29 protein-coding genes and 3 pseudogenes are annotated in these 26414 nt (G+C 65.9%); 15 read left to right on the forward strand and 17 right to left on the reverse strand.

Annotated elements, in window-relative coordinates:
- Nucleotides 1–10 precede the first annotated feature (10 nt).
- Entirely contained in the window at nucleotides 11–568 is a 558-nt protein-coding gene (locus tag ACFQS7_RS28785) for a hypothetical protein (protein ID WP_380070595.1), read from the reverse strand.
- Between the two features lie 284 nt (nucleotides 569–852).
- On the opposite strand from ACFQS7_RS28785, the gene ACFQS7_RS28790 reads away from it, so the two are divergent.
- The 4 genes from ACFQS7_RS28790 to ACFQS7_RS28805 all read left to right on the forward strand — a co-directional run bounded on the left by ACFQS7_RS28790 (nucleotide 853) and on the right by ACFQS7_RS28805 (nucleotide 4586).
- Nucleotides 853–1617, forward strand: coding sequence for a histidine phosphatase family protein (locus ACFQS7_RS28790; RefSeq protein WP_380070596.1), 765 nt, complete (start codon nucleotides 853–855; stop codon nucleotides 1615–1617).
- Nucleotides 1614–2531 carry an NAD(P)H-hydrate dehydratase gene (locus tag ACFQS7_RS28795; protein WP_380070597.1) on the forward strand — a complete coding sequence of 306 codons (918 nt, stop codon included), beginning with the start codon at nucleotides 1614–1616 and terminating at the stop codon, nucleotides 2529–2531. Before ACFQS7_RS28790 ends, ACFQS7_RS28795 begins: the two co-directional genes overlap by 4 nt.
- A 1-nt stretch (nucleotide 2532) precedes the next feature.
- Nucleotides 2533–3519 carry a M48 family metalloprotease gene (locus ACFQS7_RS28800; protein WP_380070598.1) on the forward strand — a complete coding sequence of 329 codons (987 nt, stop codon included), beginning with the start codon at nucleotides 2533–2535 and terminating at the stop codon, nucleotides 3517–3519.
- A gap of 125 nt (nucleotides 3520–3644) precedes the next feature.
- The gene (locus ACFQS7_RS28805; protein WP_380070599.1) at nucleotides 3645–4586 is read left to right on the forward strand and encodes a hypothetical protein; all 942 of its coding nucleotides are present in this window, start codon (nucleotides 3645–3647) and stop codon (nucleotides 4584–4586) included.
- 140 nt (nucleotides 4587–4726) lie between these two features.
- On the opposite strand, the gene ACFQS7_RS28810 is transcribed toward ACFQS7_RS28805, so the two are convergent.
- The 3 genes from ACFQS7_RS28810 to ACFQS7_RS28820 are packed head-to-tail and all read right to left on the reverse strand — an operon-like array spanning nucleotide 4727 to nucleotide 5819.
- Complete coding sequence (locus ACFQS7_RS28810; protein WP_380070600.1) at nucleotides 4727–5293, reverse strand: DUF3734 domain-containing protein; 567 nt, start codon at nucleotides 5291–5293, stop codon at nucleotides 4727–4729.
- Nucleotides 5251–5496 carry a patatin-like phospholipase family protein gene (locus tag ACFQS7_RS28815; protein ID WP_380070601.1) on the reverse strand — a complete coding sequence of 82 codons (246 nt, stop codon included), beginning with the start codon at nucleotides 5494–5496 and terminating at the stop codon, nucleotides 5251–5253. Before ACFQS7_RS28815 ends, ACFQS7_RS28810 begins: the two co-directional genes overlap by 43 nt.
- 5 nt (nucleotides 5497–5501) lie before the next feature.
- Nucleotides 5502–5819 carry a hypothetical protein gene (locus ACFQS7_RS28820; RefSeq protein ID WP_380070602.1) on the reverse strand — a complete coding sequence of 106 codons (318 nt, stop codon included), beginning with the start codon at nucleotides 5817–5819 and terminating at the stop codon, nucleotides 5502–5504.
- Here ACFQS7_RS28820 and ACFQS7_RS28825 point away from each other — a divergent pair.
- A complete protein-coding gene (locus ACFQS7_RS28825; RefSeq protein WP_380070603.1) occupies nucleotides 5818–6660 on the forward strand; it encodes an IS5 family transposase in 843 nt (280 codons plus the stop codon). The two genes, ACFQS7_RS28820 and ACFQS7_RS28825, sit on opposite strands and share 2 nt — an antisense overlap.
- 145 nt (nucleotides 6661–6805) lie before the next feature.
- Here ACFQS7_RS28825 and ACFQS7_RS28830 read toward each other — a convergent pair whose 3' ends face one another.
- The 10 genes from ACFQS7_RS28830 to ACFQS7_RS28875 form a co-directional block, all read right to left on the reverse strand.
- Nucleotides 6806–7084: a hypothetical protein gene (locus tag ACFQS7_RS28830; RefSeq protein WP_380070604.1), complete on the reverse strand. Its 279-nt coding sequence runs from the start codon at nucleotides 7082–7084 to the stop codon at nucleotides 6806–6808.
- 8 nt (nucleotides 7085–7092) lie between these two features.
- Complete coding sequence (locus ACFQS7_RS28835) at nucleotides 7093–7431, reverse strand: transposase (RefSeq protein WP_380070623.1); 339 nt, start codon at nucleotides 7429–7431, stop codon at nucleotides 7093–7095.
- Nucleotides 7432–7650, reverse strand: a complete 219-nt coding sequence (locus ACFQS7_RS28840; protein WP_380070605.1) for a hypothetical protein — start codon at nucleotides 7648–7650, stop codon at nucleotides 7432–7434.
- 17 nt (nucleotides 7651–7667) lie between these two features.
- On the reverse strand, nucleotides 7668–8159 hold the full coding sequence (locus tag ACFQS7_RS28845) for a helix-turn-helix domain-containing protein (RefSeq protein ID WP_380070606.1): 492 nt from the start codon (nucleotides 8157–8159) through the stop codon (nucleotides 7668–7670).
- Between the two features lie 20 nt (nucleotides 8160–8179).
- On the reverse strand, nucleotides 8180–8560 hold the full coding sequence (locus ACFQS7_RS28850; RefSeq protein ID WP_380070607.1) for a hypothetical protein: 381 nt from the start codon (nucleotides 8558–8560) through the stop codon (nucleotides 8180–8182).
- A 454-nt stretch (nucleotides 8561–9014) separates the two neighbouring features.
- Nucleotides 9015–10145, reverse strand: coding sequence for a DNA topoisomerase IB (locus ACFQS7_RS28855; RefSeq protein WP_380070608.1), 1131 nt, complete (start codon nucleotides 10143–10145; stop codon nucleotides 9015–9017).
- Between the two features lie 31 nt (nucleotides 10146–10176).
- On the reverse strand, nucleotides 10177–11091 hold the full coding sequence (locus ACFQS7_RS28860) for a beta-xylosidase (RefSeq protein ID WP_380070609.1): 915 nt from the start codon (nucleotides 11089–11091) through the stop codon (nucleotides 10177–10179).
- The gene (locus tag ACFQS7_RS28865) at nucleotides 11088–11870 is read right to left on the reverse strand and encodes a TIGR04290 family methyltransferase (protein ID WP_380070610.1); all 783 of its coding nucleotides are present in this window, start codon (nucleotides 11868–11870) and stop codon (nucleotides 11088–11090) included. Before ACFQS7_RS28865 ends, ACFQS7_RS28860 begins: the two co-directional genes overlap by 4 nt.
- On the reverse strand, nucleotides 11867–12466 hold the full coding sequence (locus ACFQS7_RS28870; protein ID WP_380070611.1) for a histidine phosphatase family protein: 600 nt from the start codon (nucleotides 12464–12466) through the stop codon (nucleotides 11867–11869). Before ACFQS7_RS28870 ends, ACFQS7_RS28865 begins: the two co-directional genes overlap by 4 nt.
- Before the next feature lie 7 nt (nucleotides 12467–12473).
- Complete coding sequence (locus ACFQS7_RS28875) at nucleotides 12474–13553, reverse strand: inositol-3-phosphate synthase (protein WP_380070612.1); 1080 nt, start codon at nucleotides 13551–13553, stop codon at nucleotides 12474–12476.
- 264 nt (nucleotides 13554–13817) lie between these two features.
- Here ACFQS7_RS28875 and ACFQS7_RS28880 point away from each other — a divergent pair, with 264 nt between their 5' ends.
- The 8 genes from ACFQS7_RS28880 (at nucleotide 13818) to ACFQS7_RS28915 (ending at nucleotide 22834) form a co-directional block, all read left to right on the forward strand.
- On the forward strand, nucleotides 13818–14945 hold the full coding sequence (locus ACFQS7_RS28880; protein WP_380070613.1) for an NAD-dependent epimerase/dehydratase family protein: 1128 nt from the start codon (nucleotides 13818–13820) through the stop codon (nucleotides 14943–14945).
- A gap of 29 nt (nucleotides 14946–14974) precedes the next feature.
- Nucleotides 14975–16012, forward strand: a complete 1038-nt coding sequence (locus tag ACFQS7_RS28885) for an NAD-dependent epimerase/dehydratase family protein (protein ID WP_380070614.1) — start codon at nucleotides 14975–14977, stop codon at nucleotides 16010–16012.
- Nucleotides 16009–17298 carry a TIGR04295 family B12-binding domain-containing radical SAM protein gene (locus ACFQS7_RS28890; RefSeq protein WP_380070615.1) on the forward strand — a complete coding sequence of 430 codons (1290 nt, stop codon included), beginning with the start codon at nucleotides 16009–16011 and terminating at the stop codon, nucleotides 17296–17298. The genes ACFQS7_RS28885 and ACFQS7_RS28890 overlap by 4 nt, the downstream gene beginning before the upstream one ends.
- Nucleotides 17295–18413: a glycosyltransferase family 4 protein gene (locus ACFQS7_RS28895; RefSeq protein ID WP_380070616.1), complete on the forward strand. Its 1119-nt coding sequence runs from the start codon at nucleotides 17295–17297 to the stop codon at nucleotides 18411–18413. The genes ACFQS7_RS28890 and ACFQS7_RS28895 overlap by 4 nt, the downstream gene beginning before the upstream one ends.
- Before the next feature lie 68 nt (nucleotides 18414–18481).
- Nucleotides 18482–19525: a glycosyltransferase gene (locus ACFQS7_RS28900; protein ID WP_380070617.1), complete on the forward strand. Its 1044-nt coding sequence runs from the start codon at nucleotides 18482–18484 to the stop codon at nucleotides 19523–19525.
- The gene (locus ACFQS7_RS28905; protein WP_380070618.1) at nucleotides 19522–20619 is read left to right on the forward strand and encodes a glycosyltransferase; all 1098 of its coding nucleotides are present in this window, start codon (nucleotides 19522–19524) and stop codon (nucleotides 20617–20619) included. Before ACFQS7_RS28900 ends, ACFQS7_RS28905 begins: the two co-directional genes overlap by 4 nt.
- Nucleotides 20616–21725 (forward strand): glycosyltransferase, encoded by a 1110-nt coding sequence (locus ACFQS7_RS28910; RefSeq protein ID WP_380070619.1) that lies wholly within the window; start codon nucleotides 20616–20618, stop codon nucleotides 21723–21725. The genes ACFQS7_RS28905 and ACFQS7_RS28910 overlap by 4 nt, the downstream gene beginning before the upstream one ends.
- Nucleotides 21722–22834: a UDP-glucuronic acid decarboxylase family protein gene (locus ACFQS7_RS28915; RefSeq protein ID WP_380070620.1), complete on the forward strand. Its 1113-nt coding sequence runs from the start codon at nucleotides 21722–21724 to the stop codon at nucleotides 22832–22834. Before ACFQS7_RS28910 ends, ACFQS7_RS28915 begins: the two co-directional genes overlap by 4 nt.
- A gap of 4 nt (nucleotides 22835–22838) precedes the next feature.
- Here the strand turns inward: ACFQS7_RS28915 and ACFQS7_RS28920 are convergent, their stop codons facing one another.
- Both ACFQS7_RS28920 and ACFQS7_RS28925 read right to left on the reverse strand, forming a co-directional pair.
- On the reverse strand, nucleotides 22839–23735 hold the full coding sequence (locus ACFQS7_RS28920; protein WP_380070621.1) for a glycosyltransferase family 9 protein: 897 nt from the start codon (nucleotides 23733–23735) through the stop codon (nucleotides 22839–22841).
- A complete protein-coding gene (locus tag ACFQS7_RS28925) occupies nucleotides 23728–24222 on the reverse strand; it encodes a DUF1003 domain-containing protein (RefSeq protein ID WP_380070622.1) in 495 nt (164 codons plus the stop codon). The genes ACFQS7_RS28920 and ACFQS7_RS28925 overlap by 8 nt, the downstream gene beginning before the upstream one ends.
- A 247-nt stretch (nucleotides 24223–24469) precedes the next feature.
- Between ACFQS7_RS28925 and ACFQS7_RS28930 the strand changes: the two are divergent.
- Nucleotides 24470–25620: pseudogene (locus ACFQS7_RS28930) on the forward strand (IS3 family transposase).
- A gap of 37 nt (nucleotides 25621–25657) precedes the next feature.
- A pseudogene (locus tag ACFQS7_RS28935) lies at nucleotides 25658–25858 on the forward strand (IS256 family transposase); the annotation flags it as partial.
- A gap of 410 nt (nucleotides 25859–26268) precedes the next feature.
- On the opposite strand, the pseudogene ACFQS7_RS28940 reads toward ACFQS7_RS28935, so the two are convergent.
- Nucleotides 26269–26414 (reverse strand): annotated as a pseudogene (locus ACFQS7_RS28940) (DDE-type integrase/transposase/recombinase); the annotation flags it as partial.

Raw genomic sequence — 26414 nt, forward strand, 5'->3', positions numbered from 1 at the left:
CAGCTCACTCCTAGCTCGCGCCTTTGATCGGGCTGGTCTGCCCAGCCTGGGAGGTCGTCCGGGCGGCGGCGCCGCCGAGCGACGCCGCGGCGACGGTGGCCGGCCGCGGCGCGTCGTCCGGCCCGCTTTGGACCCAGCCCGGCGCGCCCATGGCGGTAGAATGTGGCACCACACGGCCGCCCCCGATTGCCGCATCCGTGTGTCGGCCACCCGGTGGCAGCATTGCCTGGGCGCTAGCATGCCGCGCTTCCTCGGCCGAGCTCTTGGCGAAGCGCGCCAGGGCGAAACCCGCCAGCACCGCGGCGCCGAAGAAAGCGACCGGTTGGCGACGAGCGAGATCCTCCATCTGGCCCATCAACTGGCCTGGGCTGCTGTCGCGCAAACTGCGCGCCAATCCGTCCGCCGCCGAAGCGGCCTCCTGGACATAGCGCGCGATCTGCGGCGAGCTTTCCTGCAGCTGGTCTGCTGCACCATGCACGGCGCGGGCAATCCCCTCGGCATGCTCGGCGCCACGTTGCTTCTGCTCCTCGGCAAAGCCTAGTGCCTGGTTCTTCGCGGCCTCGGCCACTCCAGCACCCTCGGCCTTCACATCTTCAACTGCATCGGCGGCCTCTTGCCGGAGCTGGCCGGCCGTGGTGCCAGTCGTCCTTACGTCGCTCATCCCCGTATCCTTACCGTTCGTGGCGATATCGGCCGCCGTCCAGCCTGCGGAGGGCGGCCGCCTCGCGGGCGGGGCTGTCAACAGCGAGCAGGACCAGATGTTCCTTACGCTTCAGGCCGCTTCGGCCGTGCAATCGAACACCAGGCCGCCCCAGACGTTATGGGCCTCAACAGGTGAGAGACATCGGTATCATGACGCAGCGATGGCCGAGCCGGCTATGGGTCATCCGCCACGGTGAAAGTAGCGGCAACGTCGCACGCGACACTGCCCACGCAGCGCGCCTGACGCATATCGATACGGGTGGCCGCGATGTCGACGTGCCCCTCAGCGGCTTGGGTGAGCAACAGTCGCGTGCCTTGGGCCGCTGGTTCGCCGAAATGCCAAGGGACCAGCAACCCGAAGTGGTCTTGACCTCGCCCTACCGGCGCGCGTTGCAGACAGCAACGCTGATCCACGGAGCTGGCGGCGTTTGCGTGAACCCGGCCGACCTCATCCAGGACGAGCGGCTGCGCGAGAAGGAATTCGGCGTCCTCGATCGGCTGACCCGCTACGGCATCGAACAGCATCATCCGGACCAAGCGGAGTTCCGCCGCATCCTTGGAAAATTCTATTACCGTCCGCCCGGCGGGGAGAGCTGGTGTGACGTCATCCTTCGCCTACGCAGCGCCCTGGACACCATTTCGCTGCATCATGGCGGCGCGCGCGTGCTGATCGTCGCGCATCAGGTCGTCGTTCTGTGCCTCCGCTACCTGCTGGAGAAGATGACCGAAGACCAGATCTTGCGGATCGACGCCGAAGGCGATGTGGCGAACTGTGCGGTCACGGAATACGCCTTCGATCATAGCCGGGGCAACGCTGCCGGCATGGTGCTGCAGGCCTATAACTTTGTTGTTCCTCTGCAGGAGCAGGGGACACAGGTTACCGCGGAGCCCGACGCACCGATGGGTGCCCGATGAGCGAGGCCGTTACGCCCGTCACGGACGGGCTGCTCCGCTCCATGCCCCTGCCTCGCCATCATAAAGGCGAGGACAAGGACGAGCGTGGCCGCGTCCTGGTCATCGGCGGCAGTGTCGAGACGCCCGGCGGCGCCCTGCTGGCCGGCCTGGCTGCACTGCGCGCGGGGGCCGGCAAGCTGCAGATTGCGACCTGTCGCAGCGTTGCGCCGCAGCTTGCCGTGGCGGTGCCGGAAGCCCTGGTAAGCGGCTTGGAGGAAACGCCGTCGGGCGGCATCTCCGCGGTAGAGGCCGAGAGGTTGGCAAGCCGCTGCAGCCGAACGGACGTGGTGCTCCTCGGTCCCGGGATGATGGACAGCGCCGCGGTTTCGCTGCTCACCAACCGCCTGCTTGAACTGACCAATGGTCCCTGTTTCGTGCTGGACGCGGCCGCCCTGCAAGAGCTCGACGACTGTCGAGCTGCACTGGCCGGCCATGCGGGCCGGATCGTTCTTACGCCGCACGCGGGCGAAATGGCGTCGTTGCTGGGCATCCCGCGGGACGCGGTTCTGGCTGACCCTCTCGCGGCTGCGCGGAAAGTGGCCACCGGACTGCAGGCGGTGGTGGCGATGAAGGGCGGCTGCACCTTCATCGTGGATCCAAAAGGGCGCGCTTGGTCTTGTGACCACGGCAATGTCGGCCTGGCCACTTCCGGCTCGGGCGATATCTTGGCCGGCATCATCGCTGGGTTGCTCGCCCGCGGCGCCGCGCCAACGGAGGCCACTCTCTGGGGAGTGTATCTGCATGCTGAGGCGGGGGAGCGTCTCGCCCGCACGCGCGGGCCGATCGGGTATCTTGCCCGCGAGCTGCTCGCCGAGATCCCGGCCATCATGGCCGATTTGCAGCAGCGCACGGATGTGGCCGAAGCCCCGGCTTGACATGCGCGGCGACAAGGCGGCCCCGGCGACGATAATCCTGCTCGTGCTGCTTTCCCTTGCCGGCTGCGGCCCACGCTTCATCCCACCCGTCGTCGATCCGGCCGAGCTGGGCGCGGCCCGCCAGGTGATCATTGGAACCCCACCCGCCGCCGGTATGGCAAGCGCGCCCGAGGCGCTGCTAGACGGTGTCTCCCGGCGCCTAACTCGGGGGGCGCAGCCGCTCTGCACCGCCTATGGCAGCGAGGATTGCACCCTGCAGGTCACGCTCGATCCTTCCAGGGCAGCACGCGCCGCGATGAGCGGTCAGGGTCGGGTGACGATCACGCTCGGCTTGCTGGAACTGCTCGGAAGCGAAGACGAGGTCGCAGCGGTGCTGGGACACGAGTTGGGGCACCAACTTGCCAACCATCTCGGCCGGCGGCGCGCCCGTGGCCTTGCGGCCAGCACCATGGCTGGCACGCTGCTCGGGGCGGTGGTGCCCTTCGGCGGACTGGCCGGCTGGGCATTGGGCGAGGGTGCCGCCCTGGCTGGGTCGCAGGGGGCGCAGCTCGCCTTCTCCAAGGCGGAGGAGCGCGAGGCCGACTATCTCGGTGCCTATCTCGTCGCCCGGGCGGGCTATGACCTCGATCGGGCGAGCTTGGTCTGGGTCAGGCTGACCCGCGGCGGACCGCTGGAGACCACCGGTCTACTCGACAGCCATCCGGCAGGCCCGGAGCGCCTGGCCGCTTGGCGGCAGGCAACGGCAGAAATCCGCCTCTCTTCCAGTGGGATGCCGCAGCGATTCGGCCAGCGGAACTGGCTCGAAACGGGCGCCCATGACCGTTGTGCGTCAGCCGGGAGCAGGCGAGCGGTAGAGACATTCCCCATGTCATTGCAGCCGTGCCTGTCGGCTCCTCCGGCGGCGGACATTGCTGCCCAGCGCCCTCCTGTCGGCCTCCAACTCTGGCAGGAGGGCGCCCCTGCGGGGGGCGGTGACGCGGTTCCATGATTGGGTTTATGCGGTTGCAACGCCGGATTGCGCCGCTTGTGCGACGCAATGGAAATGCCATCGCTGCAGGGGGCGCTTGCCGCGCTGCCAGTCCGGCAGTTAGCTGGACAACCCGCAAGCCCGACTTGACCACTACCGTCAGACCGCCCTTTCATCGGAACGTCTTCCATTTGCGGTTACGAGATAAGGATGCCAGCCGGCAGGGATGCCGGATGTGCAGACTTCTTCCTCAGAAATACGCCACCGCGCTGCTTGCAGCGATACACCTCTCGTCCGCTGCGCCCGCAGTGGCAGCGGTAGACGAGCCGATTGAGCTTGCAGACGATCCATTCCAGATCACTGACCCAGTAGCGGCAAAACCAGGCGCAGCCGAGGTCGCTTTCGTCGGCGCTGTTGAACGAGCGCAGCGCGGACAGGTGCGAAACACTGGCGCCATCGAGACGCAGCTGCAAATGGGTGTCATGCCGGGCCTGGAACTTCGCATCGGCCAAGTCGGTGCGTTCGGCAATCTGGAGACCCGCCGGAAGCTGGGCACCGTCAGCGACGTTCTCAACTCGTCAGAGGATGGCGGGCAGGCAGCGTGGGGAGGCTCGACCCGTATTGGGGCGCTCTACGAGTTCAGCGATGGACGCGGTGGGTATCCCGCCGTTGCAGGCCTGATGCGGATACGAACCCTCTATGGACCTGGCAAACCTGCTTACGAAACCGAAGCCGTGGCGCTGATAGGCAGGACGTTTCCTTTTGGTCAGCAGGCAGTCGGCACGCACCTCAACATTGGTTGGGTCGCCCGCCTAGAGCCACAGCTTGGCGAGCGGCCAAATCGGTATCTGGTGAATGCCTCTATCGGTCAGGCACTCTCCCCTGTCACCGCACTCGTTCTGACTTCTGCCAGGGAGCAGCAGGAGTGGGGCGATCGCGACTATAGCCTTATCCAAGCGGGGGTTCGCCATCGGCTCTCAGAAGACCGGGTCGTGGTGGGCCTCGCTGCCGGGTTTGGGACCACGCGTGACACGCCACGTTATCAAATTGCTGTCGCTCTGCAATGGCAACTCAGCAATGCCTGGTAGAGCTACATGAAGCCCACAATACCGAGGTCTATCTACGAACGCAGGTGAACGGCTACCCGCTGCGACCTCGTGCATCACAGCCAATCACATTCATCAACGTCACCGCCGCAATCCGGCTCATAAAATGAACAGCATTGGGCCTAGATCCTCTCCGACCGTACTTCGACCTCGTGCAGCAGTAAGCCCTCCGCCAGGGTCGTAGCCGCGGCGGGCAACTGCAATCGGCCGAGTGCACGCTGCATCGCCTCGCCGCCCGCCGTCCAGCGATCTGCGAGCGTTACGGCGGAGAAGTCGAAGAGCTTCCCTGGACCGGCCTCGACCCGGGCGGCGCGATAGCCAATCCGCACTAGCGTCAAGAGCGGTTCGTGTCCCGCTTCTGCCAACAGCGATGCGATTTCGGCATCCGCCTGGACCTGCTCCGGCAACCGCGCCGCGAGGCGCCCGACCAGCGCCCGCAGACGTTGTTCCCGTACTCGCCCTTCCAGGATGCGCTCCGTCTGGTTGCCGAAGCTGAGATCGGTGGCCCGCACAACCGACGCGCCGAGGGTGCGCGGCCGGCTGCCTGCACGAGCAAAAAGCTCGATGATGATGCAGTTCAGCGGCCGGTCCCGCGGCGCGTCCAACACCAGGTCGAGTGGCGCATTGGACGCCAGCCCGCCATCCGCTAACAGCCGTCCGTCGAGTTCCACCGGCGCAAAGACCGGCATAAGGCACCTGGGGGATTGCCGGCGATAATCGCGGCGTTCACCGCCCCTGCCGAGGCACCGACCACGATGTCGGGCGCCGGCTCACCGGCTTCCTCCAGCGCGGCGTAGGCGCCGGCCTCGACAGCGCCGAGCGCCATACCACCCGAGAGCACCAATGCACGTAGCGGTCGCGCGCTGGCCCGAGACAGGTTTGGCATGTCCATGCCCGCTACTGTCGAACCGGGTTGGAACGCGCGGCCAGAACGACGGCTTCCAGCAGGCGGAACCGGGTCGTCATGTCAAGTTTCATCATACCCAGCGGCAGCGCCATGAGGCCCATGGGCAGCGCCGCAAACCTTGTCATCGCCGCGGGCGGCGCACCGCTGAGGCCTGTGGCCGGCCCGCCGCCCAGCACCATGCCGCCGGGATTGTAGCCGGAAGCAATGCCATGACCGCCCTTAAAGGCCGTTTTGAAAGGTTCTGCTGGGGCTGAAAAGTCTGCGTAGGAGAGGCGTTCTGGGCGGCTTTCCTGGAAAGAAGCCGCCATGTGGACGCCCAAGACCCGCGCGCTGGTTGGAGATTACGGGTCCGGTCAGGCCCTGAGCGACGAGCAATATCGCCTTCTCGAACCGCTCATCCCGGCCGCCAAACCCGGAGGCCATCCGCGGACGACCGACATGCGGCGCCTGCTGGACGGGTTGTTCTACCTCGTGCGGACCGGCTGCCAGTGGCGGCATCTGCCGCCCCCTCCGGCATTTCCGCCATGGCCCACCATCTACGGTTATATGCGCGCCTTTCTCCGCGACGGGGTGTGGGAGAGCATCCGCCACCACATCGTCGTCATGCTGCGCGAGGGCGCGGGGCGCGAGCCAAGCCCGACAGCGGCCATCCTCGACACCCAGAGCGTGAAGACAACCGAGAGTGGCGGGCCTCGCGGCTATGACGCAGCCAAGAAGGTCAAGGGGCGCAAGCGGCACTTCGCGGTCGACACGCAGGGGCTGTTGCTCGGCGTGCTCGTGCACGCCGCGTCCATCCAGGATGCAGACAGCGCGGGCGAACTGCTCCGGCGTATCAAGCCCCTCTACAACTGGCTCCGGGCCGTGTTCGCTGACAGCATCTACGACCGCCTCGCCGTCCTGCTCGCCTGCTTCCTGCTCGGCCTGACGTTGGTCGTCGTCCGCCGCGTCGCAGGCACCAAGGGCTTCGTCCTGCTGCCACGCAGGTGGGTGGTCGAACGAACCATCGGTTGGCTCGGGCGATGGCGGCGCCTGTCGAAGGATTACGAGCAACGGCCCGAGGTCGCCGAGGCGATGGTCACCCTTGCCATGATCCGCCTCATGCTCCACCGCCTCGCTCACCCAAACCGCAAGCGACTTCCTGCCCCGTAGCTTTCAAAACAGCCTTTTAGGCCGATCACCGGTGCCAAATGATTGCTGCTGCACCCCACCCTTCGGTCGCCTCTCGTCCACGGTGGGCATCTCCGGAACTTTTCGGTCGTCGTGCATGTCGGCCATGAGACCAGCCCTCCGGGATCTACCGTGGTCCACCAATGTGGCCTGTGCGGTCGGGATGCGCCGCGACGTCAGCACATTGAATGAAGCCCGCGTGCGGCAGCCGCTCGCGGCCGGACGCCTTGTTCCCGACCAGCGCCAGCCGTCGTGCTAGAAGCCTTGGCAGCGCGTAGGCGTGCAGCGAGGCGCACTCAGTGCTGTCGATCACCAGGAAGTTGACCAGTTTAAAGGCCACCGTGTCGGCATATCGCGTGTCCGTCCTGATTCCTCCGCCTATCCAAAGTGCGTCTAAGTGGTTCATTCGGCAAGTTATGCGGCCTTGGGGAGGAGCGCGACGCCGGGCTGGCGGCGTGGGCGATGACGACGCCGCTGTCCCCAGTGGAAGGGATGGCGGTGCGCATTCCAGTAGGCCGTTGCCTGCGCAATAGCCTCGGTGACCTCGTCCCAGGTCTCGAAGCGGCGGCCGGCGAGAGCCAGCGAGCGCAGGATCTTCCACCATGGCTCGATGAGGTTGAGGTAGGCGGCGTACTTCGGCTGGAACACCATCTCCCAGCGCGGGTGCGCCAGCATGAACAGCAGCACGTCGGTGCCGCGATGGCTGCTCAGGTTATCGGCGATGGCATAGACCCGCTCGACCTCCTTCGGCAGCTAGCCCTCGACCTCCTCCAGAAAGGCCACCCAATTGCCGATGCCACGGCCTGGGTAGGGCCGCGTGAAAGCAGCACCGATTGCGGGGCAGAAGGCACCGAAGATATAGCCCTTGCCGCGCCGGCCATAGTCGATCTCCTGCAGGGCGCGGCCTGCGGGTGGCGGGTGTGGCCGAACCAGGCCGCGGCCCAGGTAGCTCTTGGCGCTGAGCGGTCCCATTTCATCGAGACAAACGACTACGCTGCCCTCGGGTGGTGCGGTGTAGAGCGTCTCGATGCGCCCCTTTTTTCGGCGAACTCGGGATCCACCCGCTCGCCAAACCAAGTCTCCTGCCGGCGCCAGCGAAGGCCTTCCTTGAGCAGGATCTCGTCCATCCGGCTACGCCGCATGGCGATACCCTTGTGCTCCTGCAGGTAGGCTGCGAGCCGATCCAGCGTCCACGACGCAAACGGCAGGCCCAGGCGCCGTGGACCGGTCAGTGCCGCGGCGATCACCTCGGCCACCGCCTCAGCCGAGTAGGTGGCCGGGCACCCCAAGCGGTGGTGATCCTCCAGAGCGGCAAGCCCTTCGGCGTTGAACCGCCGAATGCGTCGGCGCACCGTCTCGGTACTCACCCCAAGCGCCTCGGCAATGCTGGGCGGCATCTCGCCGTGGCTGGCGCGCCAGACAATGCGGGCGCGCTCGACCCGGCGCGCCGCCGCTGTCCGCGAGCGGGCCAGGGTCTCCACCGCGGAGGCCTATTCGGCGGTCAGTTCGCGCAGGCAAACAGGTGGGCCACGCATGGCACCTCTCCTACCGAGGAGAAGTCCCAATGATAGCTCACTACATGCCGTATGGACCAGTCAGCCGTTGAAAAGATGTCTACGAACCGTACATGCCGCAGGAACCAGATGTTCTGTGACCAGGGGAACTCCGCAGGGTAAAGCGCGCCGCCGACGACGAAGCGTCGCTGAGGCAGGCGCCTTGCAGGCGCCACGAGGAGGCGCTCCAGCACCGGCTGCCCGTTCGCCGCATAGGTGCCGAGGTAGGAGAGATCGGCGCGTAGCCGTTCCTCCGGCGGCACCGGCCGATGCGCCTCCGGGTCGACGCTGCCGTAGAGCGGCGCGACGCGGCGTGCGCCGAGCTCCAAGCCGCCGCAACGCTTTACCGCCGGTGTCGCTGAGCACGAGGTCGAAACCGCCAAGTCCCTCGGGTGGCAGGTAGTCCGGCCGCTCGCCGCTGGCCAGGCGGTCCAGCGTCACCGGCGTGTCGAGGTCGTAGAAGGCCAGCAACCGTGTCGAGGAGGCCAGCACGAGGGCCGCGGCAGCGACGCCATCCGGGCAATACGACGTGACTAGGGCCAGATCAGCCCCGACAAGCACGCGCTCGGCGCGCCGACGGACCTCCGCCCAATCGGCATAGAGAATCGGCTCGACGCCCGCCATTGGCTGCAGGTCTCACGTGCTGGCGTAATACGCCGCGTCGCGCTCGAAGAAAGTGACGCGATGTCCACGCCGTACCAGCGCCCGGCAGAGCGCGCCACAGCGTCGCATGGCCGTTGCCCCAAGAGGAAGTAATGGTCAGGCCGAAGATGACGATGCGCATCAGGCTGCCGCCCCGGCCTGCTCCAAGGCAGCGGCGATGCGTGACGCGCTCACGTCGCCACGTGCCAGGCGGCCGATCAGCAGCCTAAGCACCGCTGCCTCCTCTGGCCGAAGTTCGGCCGCCGCCTCGCGCAACTCGGCCTCGGCTTCCTCCTTCACCGGCAGCGCCAAGCTGCCATCGAGGTAGCAGTCCAGGATGCCGGGATGCACGTAGCACTTCCGGCATATGGTCGGGGTATTGCCCAGCCGCTGCGACACCTGCTCTATCGCCTGTTTGACGTTGCGCTTCGCCGCGGCCTGTGTGTCGAAGCGCTCGAAATCCTGCAACGCCATCGCCGCCAGCACGGTGCCCGCCCAAGTCCGGAAATCCTTGGCCGTCACACCGGTGCCGGCAGTCTCCCGAAGGTACTCGTTCACGTCGCCGGAATCAATGCTGCGTCGCTGGTCGTCCGCATCGACATACTGGAACAGCTCCTGCCCCGGTAGGTCCTGGCACTCGCGCAGGATGCGCGCGACGCGGCCGTCGGCAATACGCAGCTGCCAGGACTTACCGCTCTTGCCTTTGAAGGAGAAGCGAAGCTCCGTGCCGGCCACCTGCACGTGCCAATTTCGGAGCGTCGTCAGACCGTAGCTTCCGTTCTGCCGCGCATAGTCGTCGTTGCCGACACGGATCAGGGTGGTCTCTAGCAGGCGCACGACGGTCGCTAGCACCTTCGCCCGCGGCAGGCCGGGCAAGCGCAGATCGCGCTCCACCTGGTCACGGATGCGCGGCAGGACGCGGGCGAACTCCACCATGTGGCCGAATTTCGCAGCGTCGCGCGTCTCGCGCCACCGGGGGTGGTAGCGGTACTGCTTGCGGCCCTTCTCGTCACGGCCGGTCGCCTGGATATGTCCGTTCCCGGCGAGGCAGATCCAGACCTGGGTCCAAGCCGGCGGTATCGCCAGCGCCCGGATGCGGCGCAGCGTCGCCGGATCCTTCACCGTGCCGCCCTGCGGCTGGCGGTAGCTGAACCCCTTGCCGACCCTGCGGCGTGCGATGCCGGGCCGCTCGTCCGAGACGTAGCGAAGTGCCGCGGCACGAGCCGCCGCACGGGCTTCCTTCGGGCTGGCGACGGCAACGCCGGAAGACATCGGTGCTTGCGTTCTGTGGATAATCCTGGCTTCAACCCATCCGAGACGAAGCGGTTCTGGGACGCGCATAGCGGCGGATCATCGCCCCGCAGAACTCGGCGAACTCCTCTTTTATCAAGGGTGGGCTGGTGTGGTGCGGAGCGATGCCGCGGTGTTCCGGCGTGAAGCAGAACGTCACGGTGACGTCGAACTCCGCCAAGGCTTCCATCTGCCGGTCGAACCAGTCCAACGCATTCGGCCGGAAGCTGTCGGCCCAGGAGAGCCCGGTTCGCAGATGACGAACCCCCAGTCGCCGCATCCAGGTGACCGCATCATCCAGCCGGTGATCCTCGAAATGGAACCACTGGCAGAGACCGAGCGCCGGGGTGTGACGGGCGAAGACCTCGAGCGACGGCTTGGGCGAGCCGTCCTCCCGCAGCAACCCCATGTAGAAGTGGCGGTAGTAGGACGACCCCTCCGCCTCCCGGTGGCGAGTTGTCGCCTCCCAAGCGCGCGGCAGGTCATAGAGGCTGTACCAGTGGATGCGCGGCGCCCGCCCGGTCAGCAACTCGACCGTTCGCTCGACCCCCCAAGCCTGCACCTCCTCCGCTCCGAAGGACGAGACGCCAACTTCCGAGACCCAAATCGGCAGCTGGGTGACGGCGCGGATCTCGTCAATCTTTGCCGGCCACTCGCCAATCTGCCAGAGGTTCCAATCGAGCGGAAAGCCATGCACTGCCACCGCGTCGATATGGTTCAGCACGCCTTTCGCCGTGAGGTTGGCGATGAAGCCTGGATCGATCGGCGACATGCCGCCGAGCACACGTGGCAGGGTTGGATGCTCGGCGCAGATGGCCTGACCTGCGGCGATCGCCATATCAGCGAAGAGCCGCCAATCGGGATCAATTTCGGGATCCCAGTGTGACTTGTTGTTGGGCTCGTTCCAGAGCATCGCCGCTTCGATCATGCCTTAGGTCCCCGCATCGGATACACAGCACCGGCCCCTTCCAGGGTATCGACGCGCCGGCAGACATAGACTTCCTGCTCCGGATGGGCGGTGATCTCGAAGCCGCTGCTCCGCAGCATGGCCTCGGCACAGGCGCGGTTCGGCACCCACCAGTTGGTCTGATCGTGGGCATAGCGCCGTTCGACGAAGTGCAGCCTCGGCCAGCCGGGGCGATCGAAGGGCTCAGTGTCCTCGAAGTTGTAATCTTCCCGGAGCGGCTCCACCACCGCGGTGCCGCGCTGCATGGACTGGAAGACCAGCAGGTCGCGCGCGACGTGTTCGTGGATGAGATCGAGCGCCAGCAAGGGATGGCGCAAGTGATAAAGCACGCCCATGAAAAGCACGATGTCGAACCGCTCGCCCAAGAACGCAAGGTCATAGACGGAGAGATGACGGAATTCGATCGTCTCGCCGGTCATCTCCGCGGCGAATCGGGCTTGCGCCAGGTAGGCCTCGTCGGAATCGATGCCGAGCACCCGCGCAGCGCCGCGGCGCTTCATCTCGATCGAGTAGAACCCGCCGTTGCAGCCGATGTCGAGCACGCTGCGCCCGGTCAGATCGGCCGGGATCGCCGCGGCGAAATGGCGCCATTTCACCGCGGGGTAGTCGCCCAGGAAATGCTCGGGCGCAGTCCGCACCCCGTGCAGATCGAGGTTGTGGAACCAGGGGCCGAGCGCGGCCGCACGGCGCCGAATTTCCTCCGGCGTCAGCCGGGTAACGGGCTCGAAATGCAAGGTCATGCAGGCGCCTCGTTCATGCGGACCAGCTTGGCCCCGCCGCCAGGCCAAAGGATGATGGTGGTCAGGGAAGCGGGGCCGATCTCGAACCGCGCGTAATGGTCGAGCGGCAAACCGAGCACCGCGGCGACCATGGCCTTGATTACGTCGCCATGGCTGACCGCGGCAATGGCAGCATCCGGATGCTGTTCAGCCGCGGCTTCCGCCCAATGCATGACCCGCCTCTGGACCTCGGCCATCGGCTCGCCGCCTGGTGGCCTCGCAGTTCCACGTTCCGCGTTCCAGTGGCGCCAGTTCGGGTCGTCCTGCAGCGCATCGAAGCGGTGGCCGGTCCAGGTGCCGAAATCGATCTCGACCAACGCCTGGTCGACAACCGGGTCGTGCCCGGCGCCGAGCGCAATGATTGCCGCGGTATCCTGCGCACGCTCCAGCGGGCTGGTATAGACCGCTGCCAGCCCGGTCGATTCCAGCCTACGGGCGAGCAACGTGGCTTGGCGCCGGCCGGCATCGCCCAGGTGCACCCCGGGCATGCGGCCGCACAGCACCTGGTCCACCAGCCCGTGTACGGCGTGCCTTGCCAGGAAAAGCGTCGTCGCCACCAGAGCCTCAGTCCTCGCCAGCGATGAAGCGAAGCGTCCGCTCGCGCGCCTCGGCATCCGTGAACTGCGTCGGCGGCGACTTCATGAAGTAGCTGGAGGGACCTTCGAGCGCGCCACCGATCCTGCGATCGAGCGCCAGCTTCGCGCAACGCACGGCGTCGACGACAATGCCGGCCGAGTTGGGCGAGTCGCAGACTTCCATCTTCAGCTCGACATTCAGCGGCACGCCGCCGAAGGCGGTCCCTTCCAGTCGGATATAAGCCATCTTACGGTCTTCTAGCCATGGCACGAAGTCGCTCGGTCCGACATGGACGTCGCGCGCTGCCGGTGGCTGGTCGAGCTGGCTGGTGACGGCACGCGTCTTGGAGATCTTCTTGCTCTCCAGCCTTTCGCGTTCCAGCATGTTGAGGAAGTCCATGTTGCCGCCGAAGTTGAGCTGGTAGGTGCGGTCGAGGTGCACGCCACGCTCGCGGAACAAGTTTGCCAGCATGCGGTGGACGATGGTCGCGCCGACTTGGCTTTTGATGTCGTCGCCAACCAACGGCAAGCCGCGCTCCGCGAAACGCTTTCGCCAGACGGGGTCAGAGGCGATAAAGACCGGGATGCAGTTGACGAAGGCGCAACCCGCTTCCAGCGCCTGCTCGGCATACCATTCGGTTGCCCGCTGCGATCCCACCGGCAGGTAGGAAACCAGGATGTCCGTGCCGGTCCGGCGCAACGTTCCGACGACATCGGCGAGGGGCCGATCGGATTCCTCGATGGCGTCTCGGACATAGCGCCCAATCCCGTCGAGGGTGGCGCCGCGCTCGACCATGACGCCGGCCGGCGCCACTGCGGCAAAGCGCTGTGCGTTATTTGGCGGCACGAAGATCGCTTCCGCAATGTCGCGGCCCACCTTCGCGGCGTTGACGTCGAAGGCGGCGCTTAACTCAATATTGGCGACATGGTAGCCGCCGATCTCGGCGTGCATCAGCCCGGGAATAGGCTCAGAGTTTGCGGCATCCCGGTAATAGGTAAGGCCCTGCACGAAGGACGATGCGCAGTTGCCGATACCGACCAGTCCGACGCGCAGCGATCTGGAACTCAAGGTTGTCCCTCCATTCCGGCCGGCGCAGCCGCATCGGTCGTCGCGCGCCAGTCTGGCACGCGCCAGTCTACGGAAGCCAAGATCGCACGCAGCTCGCCTGCGTTCCGCTTGGTCCGAGCTCTCATCTACGGGACACCGGAACGTGACGAAGCGACGATCGTCCGTATCCCGACGCTTGGCGTTCCACGGTCGATCACGTCGCTCCGGCCCGAGCCCGGGGTGGCGGGTTCTTAAGCCCTTCGGGAGCCCTTCGGGCAACACGCTATGGAGGCGGAAAGAGTGGGGGAAAGGCTTCTGATCACCGGTGGAGCCGGCTTTATCGGCCGTCACCTGACCCATGCTCTGCTGCGGCGTGGCCACTATGTCCGTATCCTCGACAGCCTTATCGAACAGGTCCATGCCAATGGGGCACCGCCGTCGGGCTTGCACGCCGATGCCGAACTGCGCATCGGCGACGTTCGCGACGCGTCCGCCGTGCGCAGCGCGCTCGAAGGCATCGACAAGGTGGTGCACCTGGCAGCCGAGGTCGGCGTCGGCCAGAGCATGTACGCCGTCGACCGCTACGTCTCCGTCAATGACCTCGGCACCGCAGTGCTGTTCCAGCAGCTGATCGACCAGCCGGTCCGGCGCGTTGTCATGGCCTCGTCGATGAGCATCTACGGCGAGGGCCTTTATCGCGACACCGATGGCAGGCTGGTACAGGATGCGGTCCGGCTGCCACGTATGGGCGCCGTTGGTTGGGATCCGGTAGACCGGCAGGGCCGGCCATTGGTGCCGGCACCGACGCCGGAATGGAAGCAACCCGCCCTCGCCTCCGTCTATGCCATCACGAAGTACGCGCAGGAACGACTGACGCTGACCCTTGCTCCAGCCTATGGCATGGAGGGCGTGGCGCTGCGCTTGTGGAACGCCTATGGCCCAGGCCAAGCGCTGTCCAATCCCTATACCGGAGTGCTGGCGATCTTCGCCTCCCGCCTGCACAACAACCAGCCCCCAATGATCTTCGAGGATGGGCTTCAACGCCGCGACTTCGTCCATGTTGAGGACGTCGCGCAGGCTTTCATGCTGGCGCTCGAGCATCCCCGGGCACCGGGGGGTGTGTTTAACATCGCCAGCGGCGACGACCGGACAGTCAGCGATGTCGCCGTGTTGCTGGCTGCAGCAATGGGGCGGCCCGGTGTCGCCCCGGAGATCACCGGCAAGGCGCGGGCGGGCGATATCCGCCATTGCATTCCGGATATCGGCTTGGCGCAGGAAGTGCTGGGGTACTCCGCGCGCCGCGACTTCACCGAAGGCCTTGTCGAACTGGCCGAATGGGTGGCGCAGCAGCAGGCCGTGGACCGGGTCCAGCATGCCAGACGTGAACTCGAGGCGCGTGGGCTGGTGGCATGAATGCTCCGGCGATCCGCGGACGGCGGCCAGTGCTGGTGACCGGCGGCGCTGGCTTCATCGGTTGCAACCTGGCTGACCGACTGGCAAGCGACGGACATGACGTGCTGATTTATGACGCACTGTCGCGGCCGGGCGTGGCGGGCAACCTTGACTGGCTCCGGCAGCGCCATCCGCAGCGCATCTCGGTGGCCGTTGCCGATATCCGCGACAACTCGGCGGTAAACGCTGCGGTGGCCGATTCCCAGGCAGTCTTTCATTTGGCCGCGCAGGTGGCGGTTACTACCAGCCTGACCGACCCACTCGAGGATTTCGGAGCCAACCTGCAGGGAACCTTCCTAGTGCTTGATGCGGTGCGGCGCGCCGGCTCGCGCACACCGGTCATCTTCGCCAGCACCAACAAGGTCTATGGCGATCTTGGTGACGTGGCGCTGGACCTGTCCGGCAGCGCGTATGTGCCGCGCGAACTGGCTCTTCGCGCACATGGCATTGCCGAGGACCGACCGCTCGATTTCCACACGCCCTATGGCTGCTCGAAAGGCGCGGCAGACCAGTATGTGCTGGATTGGGCCCGCAGCTACGGCGTACCCACCGCCGTCTTCCGCATGTCCTGCATCTACGGTCCGCGCCAGATGGGCACCGAGGATCAGGGCTGGGTGGCGCATTTCCTGATCCGCGCGCTCCGCGGCGACCCCGTCAGCATCTACGGCGATGGCATGCAGGTGCGCGACGTGCTGTTCGTCGAGGATGCGGTCGAGGCCTATTGCGCGGCCTGGCGGAAGATCGGCGCCGTCTCAGGCCGCGCCTACAATCTTGGCGGCGGACCCGCCAATGCCGTGAGCCTGCTTCAGGTGCTCGGCTGCATTGAGGAGATCACCGGACGACGCGTCCACCGCGACCATGCGGATTGGCGTGCCGGTGATCAGCGCTGGTACGTTTCTGACACCCGCCGGGCCGCGCGCGACTTGCGCTTGAACCCTGCGCTACCTTGGCACCGCGGGCTCGTCATGCTGGCCGATTGGCTGCGCGGGGAACACCCTGCGAGGCAGCCGATGGAGGTGCTGCGGTGAAGGTTGCGCTCGTCAACCCGCCCTGGAGTTTCACCGGCAGCATCTATTTCGGCTGCCGCGAACCGCATTTGCCGCTGGAACTCGGCTACAGCCGTGCACTGCTTGAAGCGGCGGGACATGAGGTTCTGCTGCTCGATGGGCACCTCTGCGGCCAGTCGATGGAGGAGATCGTCGCCGCGGTCACGGCATTCGCACCGACGATGACCGTGGTCACCACCGCGCCGAGCTATCTATTCTGGCGCTGCACCCAGCCGGAATTGCGGGTTCCGAAGGAGTTCCTGGCGGTGCTTGGCCGCGCCGGCGGCCGCACCGTCGCAGTTGGCCCGCATGGCTCGGCCACGCCACTGGCAGCGCTTCGAAAGCTTGGTGCGGATGTCGTGGTTCGCGGCGAATGCGAGGAGATCATTGCAAGGCTGGCGGCGTGCGACGACCTCGCGGCCGTGCCATCCATCGCCTATCGGGACGGTGACATGCCGCGGGTGACCGGCCTGCCCCATGCCGGCGCCTTCACCGATCTGCCGGCCTTGCGTTGGCCACCGTCCTGGGTGGCGCGCCACCGGCACCATCATCACCGTTTCGAGGCAAAGCCCGATGTCCCGGGTGCCGAGGTCGAGTCCTCTCGCGGCTGCCCCTATGCCTGCAGCTTCTGCGCCAAGCTCGACTTCCGCGACAAGTACCGCCGCCGCGACTTGGCCATCCTGCTCGACGAGATCGAGGGGCTGCGGGCGCAGGAGGTCGGCTACCTGTATTTCATCGATGAGATCTTCCTGCCGCAGCGTCCGTTGCTGGAAGCGCTTGTCGGCCGCGGCGTGCAATTCGGCATTCAGACGCGCATCGATCTGTGGAAGCCGGAGATGTTGGATCTCCTTGGCGCGGCTGGTTGTGTCTCGATCGAGGCCGGCGTGGAAAGTCTGACCGAGGCAGGCCGCGCCGCACTCGACAAGAACTGCCGGATGTCGACCGACGATCTGGCGGAGCGCCTGCTTTATGCCCGCCGTTCCGTCCCCTTCGTGCAAGCCAACCTGATCCGAACCGAAGGCGACGACGATGCAATGGTCGCGGCGTGGCGCGAGCGGTTGCAGCACGGTGGCGTCTGGGCAAACGACCCGGTACCGCTCTATCCCTATCCCAGCTCGCCGGACTATGTGCGCCTGTTCGGCGCACCGGACGATCTGGCCTGGGAACGCGCGCATGCGCATTACCTTGCGCAATTCACGGCCTTCAGCGACATCCAGGAAGAACGCCCGCAGGCCCTTGCCGCGCTGGAAGCTGTACGCGGCCGATGACGACCGAGACGCTACGACGCATCCTGATGACGGCGGATGCCGTAGGCGGCATTTGGCCCTACGCACTGGACCTCGCCAGGGGCCTCGCCGCGCAGGGCGTGCAGACGGTGCTCGCGGTGTCCGGTCCGCCGCCCGAGGCGGCACAGACAGCCGATGCATCCGCCGTGCCGGGCTTGGTGCTGCGGCGGTTGGCTCTGCCACTCGATTGGCTGGCGGAGCGGCCCGCCGAGGTGGTGGTGGCGGGTCAAACGATTGCGGCGGTGGCGACGCAGGAAGGCGTCGACCTCGTGCAGCTCAACAGCCCGGCCTTGGCTGCCGGCATAAGCTTCCCCGTGGCGGTGGTCGGCGTCTGCCACTCCTGCGTTGCCACTTGGTGGCAGCGGATGCGCGGCACGCCGCTGCCGGAGGATTTCGCCTGGCGAAGCGCGCTGGTGGCCAAGGGCTACGCCGCCTGTGATGCACTGGTTGCGCCGACCACCGCCTTTGCCGTAGCGACCGCGCAGGCCTACTGTCTCGCCACGCCGCCGCGCGTCGTGCACAACGGCCGGCAGCCGCCGGCAGATACAACCATCTGCCAAGCTGATTTCGTCTTCACCGCCGGGCGACTTTGGGACGAGGGAAAGGATCTGGCCACGCTGGATCGCGCCGCGGCCCGGCTGCCCATGCCGGTCATAGCCGCCGGGCCTGTCGAAGGTCCGAACGGGACGCGGCTTCGTGCCCGCCACCTGCGGCTGCTTGGCCGGCTCGATGCGGCAGAGGTGTCAAGCATCCTCGCGCGTGGCCCGATCTTCGTCTCGACGGCATGTTACGAGCCTTTCGGGCTGGCGGTTCTCGAAGCGGCCCAGGCAGGCTGCGTCCTAGTGCTGAGCGACATTCCCAGCTTCCGCGAGCTCTGGGACGGCGCGGCTGTGTTCGTCCCGCCCATGCACGATGCCGCGCTGGCGGAGGCGATCTTCAACCTGGTGCAGGACCGCGAAGGCCGGACCGCGCTATCCTGCGCGGCCAGGGAACGTGGGCGTCGTTACGACTTCAAGAAAATGGCAGCCGGCATGCTGAACGTTTACCGAAGCCTCGTTCAACTGACCCATGCGGTCCCTCCGGGGCATGCGGCATGAAGCTGGTCTATTTCACCCATTCGCTGCTCTCCTGCTGGAACCACGGCAATGCGCATTTCCTGCGCGGCGTGCTGCGCGAGCTTTCGCTGCGCGGCCATGACGTACTGGCGCTGGAGCCGGAATCGTCCTGGAGCCTCGAGAACCTGCTGCGTGACCATGGTGAGGCCGGCCTTGATGCCTATCGCGCCGCCTATCCCGACCTGCGCGTCACCCGCTACGCGACGCAGGACGACATCGCCTTCGCACTCGCCGACGCCGATGCGGTCATCATGCATGAGTGGAACGAGCCCTGGCTGGTCGCCACGTTGGGCCGGGCGCGACGACAGGGCGCGCGCTTTACGCTGCTGTTCCATGACACGCATCACCGCGCTGTCAGCGACCCTGACGCGATCCGCACCTTCGACCTCGATGGCTATGATGGCGTGCTTGCCTTCGGTGAGACGTTGGCCGCGATCTATAGAAGGTGGGGCTGGGGCAGACATGTCCATGTCTGGCACGAGGCCGCGGATACTTGCCTGTTTCGTCCGCCGCAGCACGAAGGATTGCGCGAAGGCTTGGTGTGGATCGGCAATTGGGGCGATGGCGAGCGCAGCACGGAGCTGGAAAGCTTCCTGCTGCGCCCCGCCCGCACCGCCGGCCTGCCGCTCGACATCCATGGCGTGCGTTACCCCAAGCAGGCGCTGGGCAGCCTCGCCGCCCATGGCGCACGGTACCGCGGTTGGCTGCCGAACGCGCGGGTGCCGGAAGCCTTCGCGCGCCACCTCGCGACGGTCCATGTCCCACGGCGGTTCTATGTGGACCTGCTGCCCGGCATCCCCACTATTCGCGTTTTTGAGGCGCTGGCCTGCGGCATCCCTCTCGTCTGTGCGCCCTGGCGCGACGAGGAAGGGTTGTTCCAACCGGGCCAGGACTATTTGGTGGCGAAGGATGAGGCCGCGATGACAAGCCACCTGCGGGCGCTATGCAACGACCCCGGGCTCCGCGCTGGGCTTGCCTTACATGGCCTCGCCACCATTGCGGCACGTCATGGTTGCGCGCATCGCGCTACGGAACTGATCGAGATCTTCGGGACCTACCACGGCACCCATTCAATGCCGGAGACCGCCGCATGAGGATCGCTTTCTACGGCTCAAGCCTGTTGTCTTCCTACTGGAACGGCGCCGCGACCTATTACCGGGGGCTGCTATCGGATCTCGCGCGGCGAGGCCATCGCGTCACCTTCTATGAACCCGATGCCTTCGAGCGGCAGCAACACCGCGACATGGATCCGCCTGATTGGGCCGAGGTGCGGGTCTGGCCGGCGACGATGGACGCGCTGCGTGGTGTCATCGCCGAAGCCGCGGCCGCTGACGTGGTGGTGAAGGCGAGCGGCGTCGGCGTCTTTGATGAGGAGCTACTCGATGGCGTGATGAAGGCTGCCCGGCCCGACGCCATCCGCATCTTCTGGGACGTAGATGCGCCGGCCACCCTGGCCGAGATGCGCGCCGCGGGCAGCGACCATCCGCTCCGCCGAGTGCTGCCGTCGTTCGACCTGGTACTGACCTATGGTGGCGGCGCGCCAGTGGTCGATGCCTATGAAGGCTTTGGCGCGCGCCGCTGTGTGCCGGTCTACAACGCCCTCGACCCGGCGACGCACCACCCCGTGCCGCCGGAGCCACGCTTCGAAGCGGACCTCTCCTTCCTCGGCAACCGCTTGCCGGACCGCGAGGCCCGGGTCAACGAATTCTTCCTTCGCGCTGCCGCGTTATGCCCGGATCGGCGCTTCCTGATCGGCGGCAATGGCTGGGAAACGAAGGGTATGCCGGCGAATGTCCGGCACCTCGGCCATGTCTATACGCGGGAGCACAACGCTTTCAACACATCGCCGCTCGCTGTGTTGAACGTCGCACGCGACAGCATGGCGGCCGTTGGTTTCTCCCCGGCGACGCGTGTCTTTGAGGCAGCTGGCGCTGGTGCCTGCCTGATCACCGATGCCTGGGTCGGGCTGGAGATGTTCCTAAAGCCGGATGTCGAGGTGCTGGTGGCGCGGGATGGCGCCGAGGTGGCGGCGCATATCGCCACGCTGACGCCGGAACGTGCCCGCGCCATCGGCGAAGCGGCGCAGCGGCGAATCCTGTTGGACCATACCTACGCCCGCCGTGGCGCCACGGTGGATCTGCTGCTGCGGGAGGCAGCAGCCCGCAAGCAAGAGAGAGACGCCGCGTGACCCCTCTCCGTATCGTCGTGCTGGGACTGAGTCTAAGTTCGTCCTGGGGAAACGGCCACGCGACCACCTGGCGTGCCTTGCTTCGCGCCTTAGCGGTCCGCGGCCACGACGTTTTATTCCTGGAGCGCGACCGGCCTTGGTATGCCGCGCATCGGGACCTGCCGGAACCTGGCTTCTGCAGGCTTGCGCTCTACCAAGATCTTGCCGAGCTATCGCGCTGGCAAGAAGAGATTGCCGCCGCCGATGCGGTCATCGTCGGGTCATTCGTCCCGAAGGGCGTCGCGGCCGGGCGCTTCGTGCAACAGGTGGCACGGGGCGTAACCGCCTTCTACGACATTGACACGCCGGTCACCCTGGCGAAGCTGGCGCGTGGGGATCATGAATACCTCTCGCCGGAGTTGATCCGCGGCTTCGATCTGCATCTGTCTTTCACCGGCGGACCGACGCTCAGCCACCTGATGCGGCGATACGGCGCGCCCGACGCGCGCGTGCTGTACTGCTCGGTCGACGAAACCTTGTACCGGCCCCTGCAGGTGCCGCAACGCTGGGATCTAAGCTATCTTGGCACCTATAGCCCGGACCGCCAGCCGACGCTTGAGCAGTTGCTGCTAGAGCCTGCGCGGCATGCACCGGAACTGCGCTTTGTGGTCGCCGGATCGCAATATCCCGGCGACATCGCGTGGCCTTCGAACGTTGAATACCTGGAGCATGTTCCACCGGCCGGTCATGCGGCCTTCTACGCTGCGAGCCGGTTCACCTTGAACGTCACCCGCGCCGATATGATCCGCGCCGGCTGGAGCCCAAGTGTCCGGCTGTTCGAGGCCGCGGCTTGCGGAACGCCGGTAATCTCGGATGTTTGGGACGGGCTCGACACACTGTTCGCTCCAGGCAAGGAAATCCTGCTGGCGGGAGGGCCAAAGACGGTGCTCGGTGCGCTGATCGGCATGCCGGAAGCCGACCGCCAGCACCTGGCGGCAGCAGCGCGCCAGCGCGTCTTGATGGAACATACCGCGAGCCACCGGGCAACCGAATTGGAAGGATATCTGCGAGAGACCATCACGCGGCGCCGCGCCTCTTCGCCAGCCAGAGAGAGGGTATCCCCGTGAGGAACGGCAAGCACAGGACCGTCGTCGTCGCGGGTGGGGCTGGATTTCTCGGTTCGCACCTCTGCGACGTGCTCACCGCGAACGGCCACCATGTCCTTTGCATCGACAGCTTTCTCACCGGGCGGCGAGAGAACCTCCGGCAGCTGGAACGCGATCCACGCTTTGAAGTCATCGAGGCAGACGTCACCGATCCGCTTCCGGGCATGTTGGGCGGTGGCGCGATGCAGCTCGACGCCGTCATCAACCTCGCCTGCGCTGCATCGCCGCCGCACTACCAGGCCGATCCGGAACACACGCTGATGACCTGTGTGTTGGGAACCCGCAACCTGCTGCGGCTGGCTGAAACGTCGGGCGCGCGCTTCCTGCTCGCCTCGACCAGCGAGATCTACGGCGACCCCGAGGTTCATCCGCAGACCGAGGGCTACTGGGGCAACGTCAACCCGACCGGTCCGCGGGCCTGCTACGACGAAGGCAAACGTGCGGCAGAAACCCTCAGTTTTGACTATCGGCGTGCGGGCCGAGCCGACGTCCGCGTGGCGCGAATCTTCAACACCTATGGTCCCAGGATGCGTGCCGATGACGGCCGCGTCGTCTCGAACGTCATTACGCAGGCGCTGACAGGAGAGGACATCACCATCTATGGCGATGGCGACCAAACGCGATCATTCTGTTATGTAGACGATTTGGTTGAAGGGCTGGTCCGGCTTGCTGCGATCGGCACGCCTGGGTCTGGCGCGGTCAACCTTGGTAACCCTGCCGAACTGCGCGTGGCGGAGTTGGTGGAACAGGTGCGGGTCATCACTGGCTCGCGCTCGGTTGTCGTAAAGCGCCCATTGCCGGTCGACGATCCGCGCCGGCGCCGGCCAGACATCACGCTTGCGCGGCGGCTGCTCGGCTGGTCGCCCCGCGTTCAGCTGGACTCGGGGCTCAGATCGACGGTCAGCTGGTTCGTCGCGGAGTTAGGCTGTTCCATGGTGTCCGCTGTAAAGCAGCATGACGATGCGGTTCCGACAGGCAACCTGCTCCAGCCGAAGCAGGACGCCGCACGGGATTGGCCCGGCACGCGGGAACATAACCCGGAGCGCCAATCGGATCTGCGCGGGGTTTGATATCTCAGCCGCGCGCGGCGGCCAGGATATGAAGGTCCTGGCAGATACGTGCGACCACCGCCCTCCAATCGCCCGGACGTGGCTGCCGTAGTAGGCGCATGGTTGGATACCATGGGGTGTCTTCTCGCCCTTCCATCCAGCGCCAATCGGCGCGGTGGGCCAGCAGCGTCCAGACTGGCAGCCCGAGTGCGCCAGCGAGATGTGCCGGCATTGAATCTACAGAGACGATGAGATCGAGAGCGGCCATAATGCGCGCCGCTTGCAGAATGTCATCTGCGCCGCAGGCGAGGCCGAATCCAGGCGCCGCGGTATTACGCTGCAAGATGTGCATCGTGACACCTGGAACGTCCGCTAGCGGCCGAAGCAATGCAACTGGGATGCTACGGCTGTCGTCCCAGCTACCAGCCTGCCACACCAGCCCGACCTTGAGCCCGGGTTCCCTCGCGCGCATCAGCTGGCCAGGATAGAGGTATGGTACATGCGCGGGAAGCGTTGCCGGCACCGGGCGGAACAGGTGCGCCAGCTCCATCACTTCGATATCGACATCGAAGCCTACATCCGGCGTGCTGTCATGCAGCGGCAACAACCGGCCGATGCCAGGCATGGTACGGAGCAGCGGCAGCAGCGCCGGCTGCGCCCAGACTGTCACTTCGGCGGCGATAGCCTGAATGGCCGGCACAAAGCGGATGAATTGAATGGTGTCGCCAAGCCCGTGGTAGCAGCGGACCAGCACGCGCCGTCCAGCCGGTGGCGTGCCGTTCCAGACTGTCTGCAGATGGCGCGGCTGGTGTCGATCCGACGGGCTGGCGCGCCTCTGCAGCACGGCGTCACTAATGGTCCAGGCGGTCGCCCAATCGCCGCTGCGCATGGCGAGGTCCCACAGTGCACCCGGATCACTCATGGTCGGGATGCAGCCTCTCGCGCAGCCGATGCGCCAGGTTGCGCACCGCTGTCGTCTCGCTGAGTTCGCGCGCCTCCTCATCCATCACTACGGCCTCGAGGCCGAGCTGGGTGCTGATTCGCTGCAGCATCTGGATCACTTTGGTCACCTCCTGTTCCGCTAGCAGGCTGACCTGAAGGTCGAGATGGCTACGCTGATCAGCGAGCGCACCCATCCGGTTCTGCTTGATGAGGACGAAGGTCGAGAGCAGCACGCCCTCCAGCGACACGATCAGGCAGAGTAGCTGGAACGGGTAGGGATCGAAGGCGGGCACGAAAGTGACTAGCCCGGTGTTCACCACCGCCCAGCAGGCGAACCATAGCAAACGGAGAAGTACAAACGCGACGGTACCGACGAAGGCCGCTATGCCGTCGGCGGCGCGATCGGCAAACGAACGCTGCCGCGCTGCCTCCTGCTCCAGGCCCACCACCTCATCGATGTTGCGCACCGCGGCGCGCGGCTGATCTCCTATCCGTGTCACATTACCCGCCCCTGCGTTGCCGATTGTACAACGCATGAGCCAGACCCGCGGCCATTCCAAAGGAAGCAGTCTGGCAAGCCAGGGAGCGCCCGCTCGGCACAAGCTGAGTCTGCCCTGCTCCCTGAGTGGGCTCGGGCTTGCTGTTGCTGGAATGAGCCTTGTCGTGGACTTGCTTCGGAAAAGTGGAGAGGTCTCGATGACGCAAGAGGACCCCATGAAGCAACAGCGACGGTTTACCAAGGAATTTGAGGACGAGGCTGTCCGGCTGGTTAGGACGAGTGGCCGAACCCAGCGGGAGATCGCGGAGGATCTCGGGGTTGGGCTATCGACACTGGTGCGTTGGCTCGGCCGCAGCCGGGATCGCGCGGCGGAAGCGCCTGGCGGATCGGCAGCGCCGGACGTAGCGGCGGAGTTGAAGCGGCTGCGGCGGGAGAACGAGATCCTCCGCCAGGAGCGGGACATCCTGAAGCGCGCCACCGCTTTTTTCGCCCGGGAGGGAAGTCGATGAGCTTCAGGCTCGTTGACGAGGCGAAGAAGGAGTTCCCCGTGCACCGCCTGTGCCGCGTCCTTGGCGTCAGTCAAAGCGGCTACTTCGCCTGGAAGCGACGCCCGGCCTGCCACCGCCAGCACGAGGACATGGTGCTGCTGGCACATGTCCGGTCGGCCTTCGCGCTGTCCAACGGTACGTACGGCAGCCCACGTATGACGCGCGAGTTACGTGACGACGGCCTGCCGGTCGGCCGCCGTCGGACGGCGCGCCTAATGCGTGAGAATGGGCTCAGGGCGCGACAGAAGCGGCGGTTCAAGCGGACCACGGACAGCCACCACGCTTGGCCAGTGGCGCCGAACCTGCTCGATCAGGATTTCACGGCGGCAGGCCCGGATGAGAAATGGGGCGCCGACATCTCGTACATCTGGACGAAGGAGGGCTAGCTGTCCCTCGCCGTCGTCATCGACCTGTTCGCTCGCCGTGTGGTCGGCTGGTCGACCAGTGATAGGCTGCACCGCAACTTGGCCTTGGCGGCGCTGCGGAAAGCGGTTGTCATGCGCCGCCCGGCAGCGGGGCTGATCCACCATTCGGACCGCGGCGGTCAATATTGTTCCACGGACTACCGAGCCGAGCTCGAGACCCTTGGCATCCTGATCTCCATGTCCGGGCGGGGAAACTGCTTCGACAACGCCATGGTCGAGACATTCTTCAAGACGCTGAAGTCCGAACTTGTCTGGCGCACCGCCTTCGAAACACGTGCCGACGCCACGGCTGCCATCGGCCGCTACATCGATGGCTTCTACAACCCCATCCGCCGCCATTCCGCGCTCGACTTCGCAAGCCCTGCACAGTTCGAGAAGATGGCCGCTACCTGACCCAATGCCTCTCCACTAAAGCGGGGCAAGTCCAGTACGGACCACGAATGCGATCGAGCGGCTCCATGAAGAGTTCAAGCGCCGCATCAAGACCCAGACCGTGCTGCCCTCGGCCGAAACCGCGGCCATGCTGTTCTGGGCCTTGCTCGCTTCAGGTCAGATCAGCATGCGCAAGGTCGATGGCTGGCAGAGCCTCGGTCAGCCGCCTGCCAAGAGCATGATTGACCTCGCCGCCTGACGCGATACCGTCATCGCGCCAGAGACAGCCACGGCCATTTCCAACACATCCCGCGACGGCACCTGGTGATCGCCCCTCGCCTCACTGTGCATATCTGAGGTTGAGCTTCCTGCGGTATGACTGCCCGGTGGGGCGGGCTAGGTCCCCTCTAGCCGCAGACGCGCCCGCGCTGCCCCCCCCACATCCCATCTCCCGAGATCCTCTGCACGGTGACTTTGACCGGGATTGTCACGTTGTTTGATGGCAAGACGAGTTTGACCGCAAGACGGAGTTTGCGTGATCTCACGCCGCCATCTGGACATACGTCTCCTGCCGCCAGATCCGGAAGGCCCTTGCACGCTCACGCCGGTACTGATCGGCGGTCATCAGGTGCCGCCGTGGACGGAAGTGGCCATAGATCATTGCGTGCGATGAGACGAACCGCTGGGTCTGTTCTGGAGACTTGAAGCGCTGCATCTGGCGTTCTCGACGCCGCGTCGGCCGATGCGAATTCTCAGCGCGGTTGTTCAAGTAGCGGCTGGTCCGATGCCGCACATCGGGCAGGACCTCACGTTGC

Origin of the sequence: Dankookia sp. GCM10030260 (assembly GCF_042666655.1) — a bacterium.
GTDB lineage: Bacteria > Pseudomonadota > Alphaproteobacteria > Acetobacterales > Acetobacteraceae > Paracraurococcus.